Source organism: Amycolatopsis sp. TNS106 (genome assembly GCF_019330265.1).
GTDB classification, from domain to species: domain Bacteria; phylum Actinomycetota; class Actinomycetes; order Mycobacteriales; family Pseudonocardiaceae; genus Amycolatopsis; species Amycolatopsis lurida.
Window position 1 is genome coordinate 5307566 of sequence record NZ_CP024972.1, and the last position, 16431, is coordinate 5323996.

18 protein-coding genes are annotated in these 16431 nt (G+C 69.7%); 9 read left to right on the forward strand and 9 right to left on the reverse strand.

The genetic code is table 11. The features are described 5' to 3' along the window. Nucleotides 1–3 precede the first annotated feature (3 nt). Both CVV72_RS23740 and CVV72_RS23745 read right to left on the reverse strand, forming a co-directional pair. Entirely contained in the window at nt 4–321 is a 318-nt protein-coding gene (locus CVV72_RS23740) for a hypothetical protein (RefSeq protein ID WP_219145873.1), read from the reverse strand. A 74-nt stretch (nt 322–395) separates the two neighbouring features. Further along, on the reverse strand, nt 396–1226 hold the full coding sequence (locus CVV72_RS23745; protein ID WP_219145874.1) for a slipin family protein: 831 nt from the start codon (nt 1224–1226) through the stop codon (nt 396–398). 88 nt (nt 1227–1314) lie between these two features. Here CVV72_RS23745 and CVV72_RS23750 point away from each other — a divergent pair, with 88 nt between their 5' ends. From CVV72_RS23750 to CVV72_RS23765, 4 genes are all read left to right on the forward strand, one after another. Continuing rightward, a complete protein-coding gene (locus tag CVV72_RS23750; protein WP_219145875.1) occupies nt 1315–2226 on the forward strand; it encodes an aminoglycoside phosphotransferase family protein in 912 nt (303 codons plus the stop codon). Nucleotides 2227–2270: 44 nt separating this feature from the next. Continuing rightward, nucleotides 2271–3569 (forward strand): magnesium transporter MgtE N-terminal domain-containing protein, encoded by a 1299-nt coding sequence (locus CVV72_RS23755; RefSeq protein ID WP_219145876.1) that lies wholly within the window; start codon nt 2271–2273, stop codon nt 3567–3569. Beyond that, nucleotides 3562–4071, forward strand: a complete 510-nt coding sequence (locus tag CVV72_RS23760) for a DUF1003 domain-containing protein (RefSeq protein ID WP_219145877.1) — start codon at nt 3562–3564, stop codon at nt 4069–4071. Before CVV72_RS23755 ends, CVV72_RS23760 begins: the two co-directional genes overlap by 8 nt. Before the next feature lie 157 nt (nt 4072–4228). Further along, on the forward strand, nt 4229–5374 hold the full coding sequence (locus CVV72_RS23765; protein WP_034313345.1) for an Mrp/NBP35 family ATP-binding protein: 1146 nt from the start codon (nt 4229–4231) through the stop codon (nt 5372–5374). A gap of 87 nt (nt 5375–5461) precedes the next feature. On the opposite strand, the gene tatB is transcribed toward CVV72_RS23765, so the two are convergent. Together tatB and CVV72_RS23775 are read right to left on the reverse strand one after the other, a co-directional pair. Beyond that, nucleotides 5462–5881, reverse strand: a complete 420-nt coding sequence (gene tatB / locus CVV72_RS23770) for a Sec-independent protein translocase protein TatB (RefSeq protein ID WP_192746591.1) — start codon at nt 5879–5881, stop codon at nt 5462–5464. Between the two features lie 55 nt (nt 5882–5936). Continuing rightward, nucleotides 5937–7478, reverse strand: coding sequence for a S1C family serine protease (locus CVV72_RS23775; protein ID WP_219145878.1), 1542 nt, complete (start codon nt 7476–7478; stop codon nt 5937–5939). 161 nt (nt 7479–7639) lie between these two features. On the opposite strand from CVV72_RS23775, the gene CVV72_RS23780 reads away from it, so the two are divergent. Next, nucleotides 7640–8293, forward strand: a complete 654-nt coding sequence (locus tag CVV72_RS23780; protein ID WP_219145879.1) for a hypothetical protein — start codon at nt 7640–7642, stop codon at nt 8291–8293. Nucleotides 8294–8302: 9 nt separating this feature from the next. On the opposite strand, the gene CVV72_RS23785 is transcribed toward CVV72_RS23780, so the two are convergent. Continuing rightward, nucleotides 8303–8980, reverse strand: a complete 678-nt coding sequence (locus CVV72_RS23785) for a zf-HC2 domain-containing protein (protein WP_219145880.1) — start codon at nt 8978–8980, stop codon at nt 8303–8305. Then, a complete protein-coding gene (gene sigE, locus CVV72_RS23790) occupies nt 8977–9576 on the reverse strand; it encodes an RNA polymerase sigma factor SigE (protein ID WP_016331450.1) in 600 nt (199 codons plus the stop codon). Before sigE ends, CVV72_RS23785 begins: the two co-directional genes overlap by 4 nt. Nucleotides 9577–9775: 199 nt before the next feature. Between sigE and CVV72_RS23795 the strand changes: the two genes are divergently transcribed. After that, complete coding sequence (locus tag CVV72_RS23795) at nt 9776–10426, forward strand: O-methyltransferase (RefSeq protein ID WP_034313363.1); 651 nt, start codon at nt 9776–9778, stop codon at nt 10424–10426. A gap of 138 nt (nt 10427–10564) precedes the next feature. Here the strand turns inward: CVV72_RS23795 and CVV72_RS23800 are convergent, their stop codons facing one another. Further along, on the reverse strand, nt 10565–11794 hold the full coding sequence (locus CVV72_RS23800) for an MFS transporter (protein WP_219154080.1): 1230 nt from the start codon (nt 11792–11794) through the stop codon (nt 10565–10567). A 105-nt stretch (nt 11795–11899) separates the two neighbouring features. Here CVV72_RS23800 and CVV72_RS23805 point away from each other — a divergent pair, with 105 nt between their 5' ends. Continuing rightward, entirely contained in the window at nt 11900–12784 is an 885-nt protein-coding gene (locus tag CVV72_RS23805) for a LysR family transcriptional regulator (protein ID WP_219154081.1), read from the forward strand. 69 nt (nt 12785–12853) lie between these two features. Then, a complete protein-coding gene (locus tag CVV72_RS23810) occupies nt 12854–13465 on the forward strand; it encodes a phosphatase PAP2 family protein (RefSeq protein ID WP_219145881.1) in 612 nt (203 codons plus the stop codon). A 7-nt stretch (nt 13466–13472) separates the two neighbouring features. Here the strand turns inward: CVV72_RS23810 and CVV72_RS23815 are convergent, their stop codons facing one another. Beyond that, complete coding sequence (locus CVV72_RS23815; protein ID WP_219145882.1) at nt 13473–14927, reverse strand: M17 family metallopeptidase; 1455 nt, start codon at nt 14925–14927, stop codon at nt 13473–13475. 91 nt (nt 14928–15018) lie between these two features. Then, on the reverse strand, nt 15019–15186 hold the full coding sequence (locus CVV72_RS23820; protein ID WP_005155393.1) for a DUF3117 domain-containing protein: 168 nt from the start codon (nt 15184–15186) through the stop codon (nt 15019–15021). 195 nt (nt 15187–15381) lie between these two features. On the opposite strand from CVV72_RS23820, the gene CVV72_RS23825 reads away from it, so the two are divergent. Then, entirely contained in the window at nt 15382–16176 is a 795-nt protein-coding gene (locus tag CVV72_RS23825; RefSeq protein ID WP_219145883.1) for an enoyl-CoA hydratase/isomerase family protein, read from the forward strand. Nucleotides 16177–16431 lie beyond the last annotated feature (255 nt).

The following is a 16431-nucleotide window of genomic DNA, read 5'->3' on the forward strand; positions in this document are numbered from 1 at the left end:
CTTTCACTGGGGGCGCAGCCGCTCCCGCACGGTGGCCACGGCCTCCGCCACATTGTCCCCGCCGGGAGTCGGCAGCAAGAACCACGGGATGCCGCACTGATCCTCTCGGAAATGCTCGCGAAGACACCGATCCAGAGCGTTACGAAGGAGCACCTCGAGATGGCCGACGACCTCGAAAGCGGCGGAGGATGTTCGCGCGCTCCATTCGTACAGCCGCAGGGCCGCGACCTTGTCCCCCGACGCTGCTTCGAGGTAGGGAGCCATCCGGGGTTCGGACAGCAGATTCCAGGCCATGGGCTCTTCGGTCTCGACGGACGGCACCCGAAGATGCTACCGTCAGTGACGAACGCCCCAGTGTCGCCTCTGATGCAAGCGCCTGGGGCTTCTTCATGCGCTCAGCTGCCTTCCCTGGGCGCCGGCGCCACCTGACCGTTGCCCTCTGAGACCTCCGGCTCCACCGATGGCGCTCCCCGCTTCGGGGTGTTCGCGTCGAGGAAGCGCAAAAGCTCCACCGGGAACGGCAAGACCAGCGTCGAGTTCTTCTCCGCCGAGACCTGCACGACGGTTTCCAGCAGTCGCAACTGCAACGCCGCCGGGGTGTCGGCCATGGTCGCGGCAGCCTGCGAAAGCTTGTGCGACGCCTGCAACTCCCCGTCGGCCGAGATGACCCGCGCCCGCCGTTCACGTTCGGCTTCGGCCTGGCGCGACATCGAGCGTTTCATCGACTCCGGCAGCGCGACGTCCTTGATCTCGACGCGGTCGATGTGGATGCCCCAGTCCAAGGCCGGGCTGTCGATCATCAGCTCCAGGCCCTCGTTCAGCCGTTCGCGGTTCGACAGCAGGTCGTCCAGGTCGCTCTTGCCGATGATCGACCGCAGCGAGGTCTGCGCGACCTGGCCGACGGCCGAGCGGTAGTCCTGCACGTTGACCGCGGCCAGCACCGGATCGATCACCTTGAAGTACACGACCGCGTCCACCCGCACGGTGACGTTGTCGCGGGTGATGCCGTCCTGCGCGGGGATCGGCATCGTGACGATCTGCATGTTGACCTTCTGCAGCCTGTCCGCGATCGGCACCAGCAGCGCGAGCCCCGGCTGCCGGATGGCCGGGCGTACCCGCCCGAACCGGAACACCAAACCGCGTTCGTACTGTTTCACCACGCGAAGGCCGGTCGCGAGCCAAGCACCGCCCGCGACGGCGACCGCACTGAGAATCTCCACCACCATGGCTGCTCCCGGGGTTGTTCTCGCTGTTCACGGTACGCCCGGCGGGTCACGAGGGAAACACGGTGGACAGGCCTGCCAAGGTGGATCCGTGACCGGTTTCAAGATCCCGCCCAAATTCCTCGACCGTGCCGCCGACCTCGGCCCCGGCGCCGCCGAGTGGCTCGACTCCCTCCCGTTCCTCGCCGAGAAGTACACCGCCAAGTGGCAACTCGACTACGACGGCGAGGCCATGCACGGCTTCGTCGGCGTCGCGCAGCCCGTGCGCCGCGCGGACGGCTCCCCCGCGATCCTCAAACTCGGCTGGCAGCACGAGGAATCCGACGACGAACCGCTCGCACTGTCCACTTGGGCCGGTCAGGGCGCGGTGCTGATATACGACAACGTGCCCGAGGACGGCGTGCTGCTCCTGGAGCGGCTCGACGCAGGCCGGTCACTCGAAACGGAGCCGATCCGGGAGGCCGTCGAGACCGTCGGGGCCCTGGCACGGCGGCTGGCCGTCCCCGCTCCCGAAACGCTGCAGCGATCCCTTCGCGAGGAAGCCGCGGAGCTGGTGACCGAACTCCCCGAGACCTGGAGCGAGCTGGGAGAACCGTTCGATCGCAAGTACATCGACGCCGCCGTGGAAATCTGCGTGAACCTCGGACCGGAAGCCGGTGAGCTGATGGTGAACGAGGACCTGCACTTCGAAAACGTCCTCGCCGGGCAACGCGAACCGTGGCTGGTGATCGACCCGAAGCCGCTTTCGGGTGACCTCGAGTTCGGTGCGATCTCGATCCTCTGGAACCGGGCGAACGAGTCCACAATGGACGAAAAGATCGCGTGGTTCACCGCGGCCGCCGGGGTGGACGCCGAGCGCACGCGGGCGTGGACGCTGGTCCGCGCGGTGCAGAACTGGACCTGGCTGTACGAAGACCTCGCCGAGGGCGCCTCGCCCGAAACCCTCGCCGAAGACCCGGCCTACGCCGCCGTCCCCGCGATCGCCGCCTGGGCATTGCGGTGATCACACGAATCGTCTCCGGCCCCGGGAGCGGATAACCTTCGGGCATGGCAGCCGTGAACAGGGTATTCGCAGCTCAGCTGGCCGGTTTGCCGGTTTTCGGCCCCGATGGTGAATCGATCGGCAAGGTACGGGACCTGGTGGCGGGCCTGCGCCTCGACCAGCAACCCCCGCGGATCCTGGGCATCGTGGTCGAACTGACGACGAGGCGCCGGGTGTTCGTGCCGATGTTGCGCGTGACGTCGATCGAGCCCAGCGCCGTCACGCTCGCGACCGGATCGGTGAACATGCGGCGCTTCCACCAGCGGCCCAACGAGGTGCTGGTGGTCGGGCAGCTGTTCGACGCGCACGCCACCCTCGCCGGTTCGGACACGCGGGTCACCGTCGTCGACGCCGGTATGGAGCCGACGCGGACGCGGGACTGGGTGCTCGCGAAACTCGCGATCCGGGAACGGTCGAGCAGGCTCGGCCTCGGCAGACGGCGTTCGGCGATGCAGGTGCTGCCGTGGGCGGAGGTGTCCGGGCTCGGGCTCACCGACCTGACCGGCCAGACCCAGGGCGCGGCGCAATTGCTGATGCTGTTCGACACCATGCGCGCGGCCGACGTCGCCGCCACGGTCCGCGATCTGCCGCTCAAACGACGGCACGAGGTCGCCGACGCGATGGACGACGAGCACCTCGCCGACGTCATCGAGGAGCTTCCCGAAGACGACCAGAAGGAACTGCTGTCCTACCTCGCCGAGGAACGGGCCGCCGACATCCTCGAAGCGATGGACCCCGACGACGCCGCCGACCTGCTGGCCGAACTGGCCCCCGCCGAACAGAACCGGTTCCTGGAACTGATGGAACCCGAGGAGTCGGCGCCGGTGAAGCGGCTGCTGGAGTACTCCTCCGACACCGCGGGCGGGTTGATGACGCCCGAGCCGGTGGTGCTGACGCCGGACGCCACGGTCGCCGAGGCGCTCGCGCACATCCGGAACGCGGACCTCCCGGTGGCGCTGGCGAGCATGGTGTTCGTCTGCCGTCCGCCGACCGAGACGCCGACCGGTCGCTTCGTCGGCGTCGTCCACTTCCAGCGGCTGCTGCGCGAACCACCCGCGGAGATGGTGGCGAGCGCCATCGACTCCCAGTTGCCCGCGCTGCGGCCGAACGCCACCTTGTCCGAGGTCACGCGCTACTTCGCCGCCTACAACCTCACCTGCGGGCCGGTGGTGGACGCCGAAGACCACCTGCTCGGCGCGGTCACCGTCGACGACGTGCTCGACCACCTGCTCCCGGAGGACTGGCGCGAGACCGGGCTGCACGACATCACCGGCGAGATCACCGAGGAGACCGAACGTGCCTGAACTTTTGTCCGGGCGGCGGCTGGACCAGCCCCGCGGCCAGAGCCGGTTCAGGCTGAACATCGACCCCGATTCGTTCGGCCGGTTCACCGAACGGATCGCGCGGTTCCTCGGCACCGGCAAGTACCTGTTCTGGCAGACGCTGATCGTGATCATCTGGATCGTGCTGAACCTGGTCGCGGTCTCGCTGCGATGGGACCCGTACCCGTTCATCCTGCTGAACCTGGCGTTCTCGACGCAGGCCGCGTACGCCGCGCCGCTGATCCTGCTCGCGCAGAACCGGCAGGACGACCGCGACCGCGTCTCGCTGGAGGAGGACCGGAACCGCGCCGCGCAGACCAAGGCCGACACCGAGTACCTCGCGCGGGAGCTGGCGTCGCTGCGGATCGCGCTCGGCGAGGTCGCCACCCGGGACTTCCTGCGGGGCGAACTCGACCGGCTCCGTGAGGATCTCGACGCCAAGCCGCGCAAGGCCAAACCCGACCGCACGCCTACCGGTACTTGATCTTGCGGATGAGCCCCGACCGCGATCCCATCGCCAGGGCGCACACCGGTCGAACAGGTCGCTCCTTGCTCCCCAGTGCGCCCCGCCGCTGTGATCCCGGGGCCTTCGGCCAGGGCGGGCTCGCCCAGCTCCGCCTACCGGTACGTAACATGGTGGGGTGACCAGTACGCAGCAACTCCCCAGCGTCGACGATGTCCGCACCGCGCTGAAGGCCGTGTACGACCCGGAGATCAAGAAACCGATCACCGAACTCGGCATGGTCAAGGACGTGGAGGTCGGCTCGGACGGTGTGGTCACCGTCGGGATCTACCTGACGGTCGCCGGCTGCCCGCTGAAGGCGACACTGACCAACGACACCACCGAAGCCGTCAAGAAGCTCCCCGGCGTCAGCGACGTCCGGGTCGAGCTCGACGTGATGAGCGACGAGCAACGCACGGAACTGCGGAAATCCCTGCGCGGCGACGCCGCGGAACCGGTGATCCCGTTCGCGCAGCCGGGTTCGCTGACGCGGGTCTACTGCGTCGCGTCCGGCAAGGGCGGTGTCGGCAAGTCCTCGGTGACGGTGAACCTCGCGGCCGCGATGGCCGAACGCGGGCTTTCCGTCGGCGTGGTGGACGCGGACATCTACGGGCACTCGGTGCCGCGGATGCTCGGCGCGCGGGAGAAGCCGACCAAGGTCGACACCATGATCATGCCGCCGCAGGCGCACGGCGTGAAGGTCATCTCGATCGGCATGTTCACCCCGGGCAACCAGCCCGTCGTGTGGCGTGGGCCGATGCTGCACCGCGCGCTGCAGCAGTTCCTCGCCGACGTGTTCTGGGGCGACCTCGACATCCTGCTGCTGGACCTGCCGCCGGGCACCGGTGACATCGCGATCTCGGTGGCGCAGCTGATCCCGAACGCGGAGATCCTGGTCGTCACCACCCCGCAGCAGGCGGCCGCCGAGGTGGCCGAGCGCGCGGGCGCCATCGCGCTCCAGACACGGCAGCGCGTGGCCGGGGTCATCGAGAACATGTCGTGGCTGGAGACGCCCGACGGCCAGAAGATGGAGATCTTCGGCTCCGGTGGCGGGCAGTCCGTCGCCGACTCGCTGTCGAAGTCGGTCGGGTCGACCGTGCCGCTGCTCGGGCAGGTCCCGATGGACCCGCGCGTGGTCGCCCACGGTGACGCGGGGACGCCGATCGTGCTGGCCGAGCCGGACGCGCCGGCGTCGCTCGTGCTCAAGGAGGCGGCGAAGAAGCTGACCGTCCGGGCGCGCGGGCTGGCCGGGATGATGCTGAACGTCACCCCTGCGGGCCGCTGACCGTCCCCCTCTCATGCATTTAGTCCTCTGAATGCGGTCCTTGCGTGTGCAAGTACCGCATTCAGAGGACTAAATGCATGTTGGGGGTCAGGTGGCGTCGGGGTCGACTGGAGGGCGCTCGCCGGGCTTCAGCGGCTCCGGCTGCGAAGCGGTCGCCGGGTAGCCGTTGGGCTTGGCAGCGCCGTTGGACCCGTTCGCGCCATTGGTGCCGTTGATGTTGTTGATCCCCAGCGGATCCGAGTCACCGTCGAACAGGTGCTGGGTGACGACCCGCTTCGGGTCGAAGTTCCGCAGGCCCCGCAGATCCTCCAGCGGCTTGCGCAGCTGGTCGAACTCCGGGCCCATCTCCTCCCGCAGCTGCGTCTTGGCCCCGGTCGCGAAGTCGCGGACCTTGCGGACGCTCTTCGCCACCCACGACGCCGCTTCGGGCAGCCGTTCCGGACCGAGGATGAAAAGACCCGCGACGACGATGATGAGGATCTCTCCCCAGCCGACACTCTCGAACACCCGTGTGAACCTCCGCCTCGGCGTCTTCCCCGTTCAGGGTACCCGTCCGAACTCGCTAGTCCGAGGCCAGTTTCACGTCCACGACGAGTGAAGACCCATCCCGGACAAGCCGGACAGGCACCACTTCGCCGACTTCGCGGGCGCGGACCGCGACGAGCAGTTCCGCCGAGTCGCGCACGAGCCGTCCGCCGACCTCCGTGATGACGTCGCCTTCTTTGATCCCGGCGGAGGCCGCGGGGCCCCCAGGGGCGACGTTGCGGACCTGTGCGCCCATGGTGCTGGAGCCCGCGACGGTCGACGAAGCGTTGATGCCGATGTCGGGGTGGACGACCTTGCCGTCCTTGATCAGTGTTTTCGCGATTTTCACCGCGTAGTCACTGGGGATGGCGAACCCGATGCCGATGCTGCCGCCTTCGGCGCTGGAGGAGCGGATCGCCGAGTTGATCCCGACCAGCGCGCCGGTGGCGTCGACGAGCGCGCCGCCGGAGTTGCCGTGGTTGATCGCGGCGTCGGTCTGGATGGCTTCGTAGATCACCGGTGCGCTGCCGCCGTCGCCACCGGCGGTCACCGGGCGGTTGAGCGCGCTCACGATGCCCGCGGTGACCGAGTTCTGCAGCGCCAGCGGCGAACCGACGGCGATCACGGAGTCGCCGACGGCGAGGTCGGAGGACTTCCCGACCTGCAGCGCGGTCAGGTTCTTGACGTCGACCTTGACCACGGCGAGGTCGGTCTTGGGGTCGGCGCCGACGACCTTCGCCTCGACGCGCTTGCCGTCGAAGAACACGGCGGTGACCTTGGTGGCCGAGTCGGCCGTCGCGGCGGAGATCACGTGTTCGTTCGTGAGCACGTAGCCCTGGGTGTCGATGACGACGCCGGAGCCCTGCTGGCCCGCGTCGGCGCCGGGTTTGAACACTTCGAGCGAGACCACGGTGGGCGCCACCCGGTGGGCGATGTCCGCGATCGAACCCGCCGGACGTTCCTTGGCCGCATCGGCCTCGGAGATGCTGGCCTGTCCGGTCAGTTCGGTGCCGGTGTCGGCGAACCACCAGCCGATCAGCCCGCCGGCGGCGCCGATGACGAGCGCGACCGCGGCGAGCATCGCCAGCGCCTTCGTCTGCACACGCCGGCCGAAAAGGACCTCCGGAAGGCTCAGCAGCGCACCCTGCGGGCGCTTCGCGTCCTTCTCCTCGTCCGAGTCCTGCTGCACGGCGGGCCCGGCGAGCACCGCGCCGGACGACGGGTCACGCCAGGGATCCGAGGTCGTGGTCCAGAGCGGGCCTTCGGCGCCGTTCGCGGACGGTGCGGAGCCGTTGGTCCCGTGCGGGCGCTCCAGCACGACACCTTCGGCGCCCGGCGGGCGGCGGAAGGCCTCGGCGAGCGATTCCGGCGTCGGCGGCGCGAGGTTCAGGCCCGGCGCGGACTGCCCGTTTCCGCCCGGCTGGTACAGCTTGTCGAAGGCACCATCGACGCCGTGCGGCCTGCCGAACGTGGCCGCCTGTGCCGGATCGACGGCGGGCCGGGCCAGCGGGCGCGGCGCCAGCCGATCCCGCGCCGGGTCACCAGGCTGCTGCGGATTCGCGTTCGGCTGCTCGGTCATCATTCCCCGGGGCTGAGATCAGGTTGGCCGGACGCGAGAGTACGCCAAGCCTTGCCCGGGATTCTGCCGTGACCACGGTGAAGTGCGCGTTGATTCCCCGAACCCGGCGAGAAATGTGACACTTGAGGCAACCATGTCTCACTTCTGGCAGTCTAACGGGCATGTCGGAGAACCCGGGGGCTCCCTTTCCGCCCCAGAACGCCCCTCACCAGCAATGGCCGCACCAGCAGTGGCCCCAGCACCAGGGCTGGCCGCAGCAGCCGCCCCAGAAGAAGGGGCTGTCCACCAAGCTGAAAGTGGTGCTGCTCGTCGCCGCGCTCGTCGTGGTCGGCGGCGGGATCGGCTTCATCCTCGTGATGAAGGCGGCCGTCGGACCGGAGAAGCAGGCCAAGGCGCTCACCGAAGGCGATTGCGTCGTGCTGACCGGCTCCGGCAAGGAAGCCGACGCGGTCAAGACGCCGTGCGATTCGCCGCAAGCGCCCTACGCGGTGAGCCTCACCGGGCTCGACAAGGGTGAGTGGGACTGCAAGGACGGTTTCTACAAGTACGCCGTCCCGAGAGGAGCGCGCGGAGACGGCGTCGCCCTGTGCCTGGCGATCAACGCCAAGGTCGGGTTGTGTTTCGACGACATCGAGACCAAGACGCCGCCGCCGCTGAAGGACTGCGGCTCGGCGCGGCTGAAGATCAGCGAGGTCTTCCCGCAGATGAGCGTGGTGACCAGCCCGTGCGCGGAGGGCACCGCGGAGGTCATCTCCTACGCCAGCTACGGGACCACGAAGTTCAAGAGCGCGACGATCTGCTTCGTCAAACCCTGACGAAGTAGATCAGCGGGCCGAGACGGGCACGGGCGCGCTCGACGTGCTCGGGCTCGGCGCTGGGCTGCGCGGCGGTTCCGGAGGAGTGCCGCCGCCCAGCTGCGCGGGCAGCAGTCCGGCGTTGACCCCCTGCGGCGGGGTGAAACCGGTATTCGGCTGGTCTTCGGTGCCGTCACCCGAGGTCGCGACGAGGGCCAGCGCGCTCAGCACCAGGCCCGAGACGACGACTCCGGCGCCCTGCGCGTACTTCCGCCGGGCGAGGCCGAACCGCCCGCCGCCGAGAACGTTCGGCGACTGGCCCAGCGGCGCCGTCGATCCCAACGGCGCTGTACCGCCCAAGACCCCGGTGTCGCGAAGGCCGGCGACCCGGTCGGGCCGCTGGATGGCCACCAGCTGACCGTCGGCGGTCATCGCCAGGTTATCCGGCGTGCCGGGAAGTTCGGTGTTCTGCGGGATGGAGCACAGGCTGGCCAGGAAACCCGCCGACATCGACGGGGCTCCCGCCTGCTTCACGGCCGCGACGGCCTGGCGCTGTGCGGCCACTTCGGCCGCGCAGGTCTGGCAGCGGGCGATATGCGCCGACGCCCTGTCCTGGGCGCCGAGGGACAGCTCGCCGTCGACGAAGGCGACGATGGCGTCCGGAAGCAGATGCGACTCGGGGAGCCCCCAACCTCGCGGTGCGGTCATACCCCCACCTTCGCAGACTCCTGCGCCGCGGCGCGACGACGCTCCAAAGAAGCGCGAAGCGCCTGGCGGCCGCGGTGGATCCGGCTGCGCACGGTGCCGAGCTTGACACCGAGGGTGGCGCCGATCTCCTCGTAAGAGAGACCTTCGACGTCGCACAGCACGACCGCGGCACGGAACTCGGGCGGCAACTCGTCGAGTGCGGCCTGCAGGTCCGGGTCGAGATGCGTGTCCGAGTAGACCTGCTCCGGGCTCGGGTCGTCGCCGACGATGCGGTCGGTGTCCTCGGGCAGGCCTTCCATCCGCACGCGTGAGCGGCGGCGGGCCATGTCGAGGAAGAGGTTCGTGGTGATGCGGTGCAGCCAGCCTTCGAACGTGCCGGGCTTGTAGGACGCGAGGGAGCGGAAGACCCGGATGAAGGTCTCCTGCGTCAGGTCCTCGGCGTCGTGGGCGTTACCGGTCAGGCGGTACGCCAGCCGGTAGACGCGGTCGGCGTGTTCACGCACGACCTCGTCCCACGAGGGCGGCGTCCATGCGGCCTCGTCCACCGTCACCGGCGTGACCTGGTCCGCGTGCTGGTCCTGCATCGTTTCCTGCATCGGGGAAGTAGGCACCTCCATCAGCGTCTTCTCCCAACTACTCCACCCAACGCGGGCGATGAGCACGGTGTTCCCGTTGTCGAGGACCAGTCTGTCCGGCCTGCTTATGTTTCTAGTGAGACTGGACTGAGAGGAGGCTGAGAAGTCGGTACCAGGGAGTCTTCGCTCTTTTGACGATAGGCAGCGCTAACCTCCGCGTGTGAATTCCGGGACGCATGCGGGCTCGCCTGCCGAGGCCGCCGACGCCGATCTCGTCGACGGCTACGTCCCCGACGACGAGGTACTGGCCGCCGCGCGGGCACGGTCGGCCGATCTGGGGTGCGGCCCGCTGAGCGCGGGCGCGGGTGCGACTCTGCGTTTTCTCGCCACGACGCTGCGGGCGAAGGCCGTCGTCGAGGTCGGGACCGGGGCCGGGGTGAGCGGGTTGTGCCTGCTCGGCGGCATGGTCGACGACGGGATCCTCACCTCGATCGACATCGAGCCGGAGTACCACCGTGCGGCGCGGGCGGCGTTCCGCGAGGCAGGCTACGCGCCCGGGCGGACCCGCCTGATCATGGGGCGCGCGCTCGACGTCCTGCCTCGGCTCACCCCCGGCGGCTACGACCTGGTGTTCGTCGATTCGGCGCCGATCGAGTACCCGAGCTGCTACGAGAAGGCCGTCTCGCTGCTGCGGCCCGGCGGGATACTGGCGTTCCACAACGTTTCGGGGACCAGGGTGACCGATCCCTCACGGCGTGATCCGGACACGCTCGCGCTGCGGGAGGTCGCGCGGGCCTTCCGCGAGGACGAGCGGCTGGTCCCGGCGCTGTTGCCGGTGGGCGGCGGGCTGCTCGTCGCCGCGATCGCGTAGCAAGGGACCTTTGCTACCACTTTTCGGACGCGTTCCGTGCCTTGCTTCGCGGGTCTGGTGTCCCCAATGTCGCATTAGGGACACTGAGCGTCTCGAATGCGACATTGGGGACACCAGACCGGCTCGCGATGTGCCCGACTACCTCGCCTTCGCGTGGGCCCTGACCTCCAGGGTAGGCAAGGAGGCCTTCACGGACTTGGGGACCACCGCGACCACGGCGACAGCGGCCAAGGCGAGCCAGGCGGCGGTCAGCACGATCAGCCAGGTCCAGCCCGCGTGCCCGTAGACGGTCGCGCCGACGGCGCCGCCGACGCTGCTGCCGAGGTAGTACGAAAGCGTGTAGAGCCCGCCGACCTGGCCTCGGGCGTTCTCGGGTGCCTCCGCGGCGGCCCAGCCGTTGGCGACGGCGTGCGCGGCGAAGAACGCTCCGGTCAGCACCACGAACCCGGCGACGACCATGGGCAGCGAGTCGGACAGCGTCAGCGCGGCGCCCGCGATCGTGAGCAGCAGGGCGCCGGCGAGCGACCGGCGGCGACCGAACCGGCCGACCAGTCTGCCGGCCGTCGCCGACGAGACCGAACCCATCGCGTACGCGAGGAAGACGAGCGACGCGATCGCGGGCGAGAGGTTCAGCGGCTCGCCGGTCAGCCGGAATCCGGCGGCGTTGTACAGCGCGACGAACGAGCCCATGGCCAGCAGAGCGACCGCGTACTGGACCAGCAGGACCGGCTTCCGCACCGCCGCACCGAGCCCGGCCAGCACCGCCCTGCCTTGCTCGCGCAGCCGCTCTGACCTGCGGCGATCCGCGAAAGTGGGAGCAAAGGTCCCTCGCTCCCCCGGCGGCAGGGCCAGCACCGTGACCACCGTGCAGACCAGCCCGATCCCCGCGACCACGATCAGCGCGCCGTGGTACCCGAACGGTCCGGCGGTGAACCCGGCCGCGAGCCGTCCGATCATGCCGCCGATGGTGTTCCCGGCGATCATCGCGCCCACCGCCGCCGCGAGCACGGCCTTGCCGAGCCGTTCCGCGAGGTAGGCGGCGGCCACGCCGGGGAACCCCGCGATAGCGACCCCTTGCAGCGCCCGGAGCACGAGCAGCGCCGGATAGCTGGGCGCCAGCGGCAGCAGGAAACCGAACACGACCGACGCGACCACCGAAGCGATGATCACCGGACGCCGTCCCACGACCTCGGAGAGCGCGGCGATGGGCAGGACGGCGATCGCGAGGGCGCCGGTCGCGACACTCACCGCGAGCGAAGCGCCACCGGGATCGAGGTGGTACTGCTCGGCCAGCTGCGGCAGCACCGGCTGGGGCGCGTAGAGCAGCGCGAACGAGGAGATCCCGGCCGCGGCGACGGCGATCGTCACGCGACGGGTGGTTCCGGTGGCAGGCACGGTGCCGAAGCTAAGCCTGGCTAAACGATACGTCTAATACGTTCATCTGCCACAATCGATACCGTGCTGAATGAAAGGATGACCGCCCAGCTAGCCCCGCAGCTCGCCCTGCTCACCGCACTCCGCCGCACGACGAACGTCACACGGGCGGCCGAGCTGCTCGGTGTCCCCCAGCCCACGGTAAGCCGCCGGATCTCGGCGCTCGGCGAGGCCCTCGGCGCCCCGCTCACGGTCCCCGACGGTCGCGGCATCCGGCTCACCCGCGCCGCCGAGCTGCTGGCCGATGCCGCGGAACGCGCCCTCGCCGCCGTCGACGCCGGGGTCCGCCAAGCCCGCGAAGAGGTCGACCCCGGATCCGGGCACGTCGTCCTCGGCTTCCTGCACCTGCTCGGCAGGTCGCTGGTCCCCACGTTGCTCCGCGGCTACCGCGCGGACCATCCGGGAGTCCGGTTCACGCTCGTCCAGGGGTCACGCCAGGACATGGTCGACAGGCTCACCAGCGGGGAACTCGACCTGGCACTGCTCGCCCCCGCGCCCGTCGACGATCCGCTGCTCGACGCCGCCGTGCTCACCGAGCAGGAGATCTTCCTGTCCGTTCCGACGTCGCACCGCCTCGCCGACCGGCCCAGCGCCGCCATCGACGACCTCAAGGACGAGGAGTTCGTGCTCCTCGAAACCGGCTACGGCCTCCGCACCATCACCGACGACCTGTGCGCGGCGGCCGGCTTCGAACCGAAGATCGCGTTCGAGGGCCAGGAGTCCGACACCGTTCGCGGGCTGGTCGCGGCCGGGCTCGGGGTCGCGCTGCTCCCCCGTTTCGAGCCGGGCAGCCCCGCGGGGGTCGTCGAAGTCCCGCTGGTGCCACCGGTCGGGCGGACCATCGGGCTGGCCTGGCGTCGCGATGTGGCCCTGCCGCCCGCCGTACTGCGCTTCCGTGAGCGGGTCCGCGCGCGGTCCTGGTGACGATCGTCGGGGTCGATCACTGACGTTCGTCCACCCCGCGGGCGCGTCGTTTTCGCTAACTTCGGGTGAATGTACGACGACATCGTGGAGTTGGCGGGTGAGAGCCCGAGCTGGCTTCAGGCGACAGGGATCCTGTTCACGGAAGCAGGACTGCTCGCCTTCGCGGGGCTCTTCGCCTGGCTGTTGTGGCGGGCGCGCACGTCGCCCGTCCGGATCGCCGTGGCGCTGCTGCCGCCCGGCGCGACCGCGATCGCGTACTTGATCAGCGAGGGCTTGAAGACGGTGATCCAGGAGGACCGGCCTTGCCGGAACCTCGTCACGCTCGTCGACTGCCCGCAGATCGGCGACTGGTCCTTCCCGAGCAACCATTCCACGATCGCGGGGGCGGCGGCCGTCGGACTGGCACTCGCCTGGCGCCGGCTCGCGCCGTGGGTGCTCCCGGGTGCCCTGCTGATGGGCTTCTCGCGGGTTTTCGTCGGCGCGCATTACCCGCACGACGTGCTCGCCGGGCTCGTCCTCGGCTCCGTCACGGCGTGGCTCGTGTTCCGCTACCTGAAAAGCCCGGCGGCCGGGATCGCTCGACGGCTCACCGCCCATGCCGGGGACGCGCCGACCCAGCCCATGCCCAAGGTGGACCTGCGGAGCGGTAGCAAAGGTCCCTTGCTCCCGCCCCGCAGGTAACCGCAGGTCAGGCGTAAGAGGCGACCAGTTCGACCAGCGTCCGCGCCGCGAAACCGGTGGCCCCGGGCACCACGTCGGCGTAGGTCTTGTCGGCCCGCGCGGGACCGGCGATGTCGAGATGCGCCCACGGCACGTCGCCGACGAACTCCCGCAGGAACAGCGCCGCGACGATGCCGCCGGGGCCACCCGGCGCCTGCCGGACGTCACCGAGCGAACCCTGCACGGTCTCGGCCAGGTCTTCCAGCAGCGGCATCCGCCACCACGCCTCGCCGACCCGCTCGCCCGCCTTCGTGATCCGTTCCGCGAGCGCGTCTTCGGTGGCGAAGACACCGCCGGTGCGGACGCCGAGCGAGACCTTCATGGCTCCGGTCAGGGTCGCCGCGTCGATCACGGCGTCCGGCTTGTGCTTCTTGATGCCGTAGACGAGCGCGTCGGCCAGGACCATGCGACCCTCGGCGTCGGTGTTGCCCACCTCGGTGGTCTTGCCGCCGTAGTGCCGCACGATGTCGCCGGGCCGGTACGACGAACCGGACACGTGGTTTTCGGCGGCGGGCACCAGCCCGGTCACCTTGACCGGCAGGCGCAGCGCCGCGATGGCGCGGACCGCGGCGATGATCGCCGCGCCACCGGCCATGTCGGTGCGCATGAGGTGCATGCCGTCGGCCGGTTTGATCGAAAGACCGCCGGTGTCGAAGGTGATGCCCTTGCCGACCAGCAGCAGATGCGTCGTCGCCCCGCGCGGCCGGTACTCCAGCTCGATCAGCCGCGGCGCCGCCGCCGAGCCGCCACCGACGGCGAGAACACCGCCGAAGCCCTGCTCCGCCAGCCACTTCTCGTCCCGCACCGTCACGGTCAGGTTCGCGATGTCGCCCGCCACCCGGACGGCCGTGTCGGCGAGCCAGGCGGGGGTCTTGACGTTCGACGGCGTGTTCGCCAGATCGCGCGCGAACGCGGCGGCCGCGGCGAGTTCGCGGACCCGCTCCAAATCGACTTCGTGGCGTGTGATCAAGCGCACGGTCCGCAAAATCGGCTTCGGCTCCTCGGCCGTCACCGTGAACCGGTAACCACCGAGCAGCAGCCCGAACGCGAGTTCCTCGACGTGCTCGGCGCCCGCGTCCTCGGGCAGTTCGACGGCGAAAGCGCGGAACGCCTTCTGCCCCGCCTTGACGTCTTCCTCCAGCGCCGACGAGACGGCGCGGACCAGCGCGGCGCCGGCCTTGCGGTACTGCTTCGGCTCGCCGTCGCCGACGCCCGCCAGCCAGCGGACGGCGCCGGTCGGCACGGACTGCACGTCACCGGCCTTGCCGGTGGGCCGCACGCCGCCGATCTCCTCGAGCCCGGCGTCACCGTCCTCTTCGGACGGCGCGGCGATCAGCTTGGCCAGCGGCGTACCGCGCCTGAGGTCGTCCGAGACTTCGAGTTCGAGCAGCTTCCCCGGAACGGGGGGTAGCGGGTTACGCACAGTGAGCGACCTCCGGGCGCAGATGAACCGCGACCCCGGCCTCCGAAGGGGAGACCGGGGTGCGGGTGGTTGAACGTTGGTGCGGTCCGGCTCAGCCGGTGACCTCCTGCAAGGCCGCGCCGAGATCCTTCGCTTCTTCCGCGGAGAGTTCGACGACGAGGCGCCCACCACCTTCGAGTGGTACGCGCATCACGAGGCCCCGCCCCTCCTTAGTCACTTCGAGGGGACCATCTCCGGTCCGGGGCTTCATGGCCGCCATAGCGTGCTCCCTCCGTCTCAACCGGCGCGCCCGGGTCGCGCTCGTCAAAGCCAGCCGGGTCTACTGTCCATTGTCCCTCATCAGCGGCCGAGCGCGAACGCGGACCGATCTTTTGCCGCCGTATCGGTGCTGGTATGCGGCTCGCGAGGCTGAAAGACTCGTCTCAGACCGCAGTTTCGCCGACTAGGAGATCCCGTGACCACATCCGACGTTCTGCTGACCGCCGACGCCGATGGCGTGCGCACCTTCACGCTGAACCGGCCGCAGGCGTACAACTCGCTGACCGTCGAACTCAAGGAACTGCTGCTGGCGGGCCTGACCGAGGCCGCGGCCGACGACAGTGTCCGCGCGGTCGTGCTGACCGGTTCGGGCAAGGCGTTCTGCGCCGGGCAGGACCTGAAGGAGCATGTCGGGCTGCTGCAGGCGGGTGACCCCGCACCGCTACACACGGTCAAGGAGCACTACAACCCGATCGTCAAGACCATCGTCGGGATGCCGAAGCCGGTCATCGCCGCGGTGAACGGCCCCGCGGCCGGCGCGGGGGCGGCTTTCGCGTACGCGAGCGACCTCCGGATCGCCGCGACGTCGGCGAACTTCCTGATGGCGTTCGCGAACGTCGGCCTCGGCCCGGACTCGGGGGCGTCGTGGACGCTGCAGCGGCTGATCGGTCTCGGCCGCGCGGCCGAGCTGATGTTGCTGGCGCGCACGGTCGACGCCGCCGAAGCGCTGACGCTGGGCCTCGTCGGCGAGGTCGTGCCGGACGAGGAACTGGCCGCCCGCGCGCAGAAGGTCGCCGCGAAGCTCGCGGCAGGCCCGACGGTCGCGTACGCGAAGATCAAGAACGTCCTGTCGGTCGCCGCCGAGTCGTCCCTCGAAACCGCGCTGGCGGCCGAGGACGAGGCCCAGACCGCGCTCGGCGCGACCGCCGACCACACCGAAGCGGTGGAGGCCTTCGTGGGCAAGCGCAAGCCGAACTTCCAGGGCAAGTGACCCCTCGTGAGTGGCTAGGACGGTTCTGACGGACTCGTATTTACCTACCCACTGGTGTGATCGGCGGTCGACGGGGAAGATTCCGGCCGTTGAACGTCCGGAATCTTCCCCCGTCGCCTCGTCTGCCACCGGTCGCGCCTGGCGCGACCTTGATCAACGGAGGGTCGGGGACGTTGAGTGTCCCGAACCTTCCGTTGATCAAGTCCAAGACCGGGCATCCCTGGCGACGATGGAGGAATTGGGACGTTCACCGTC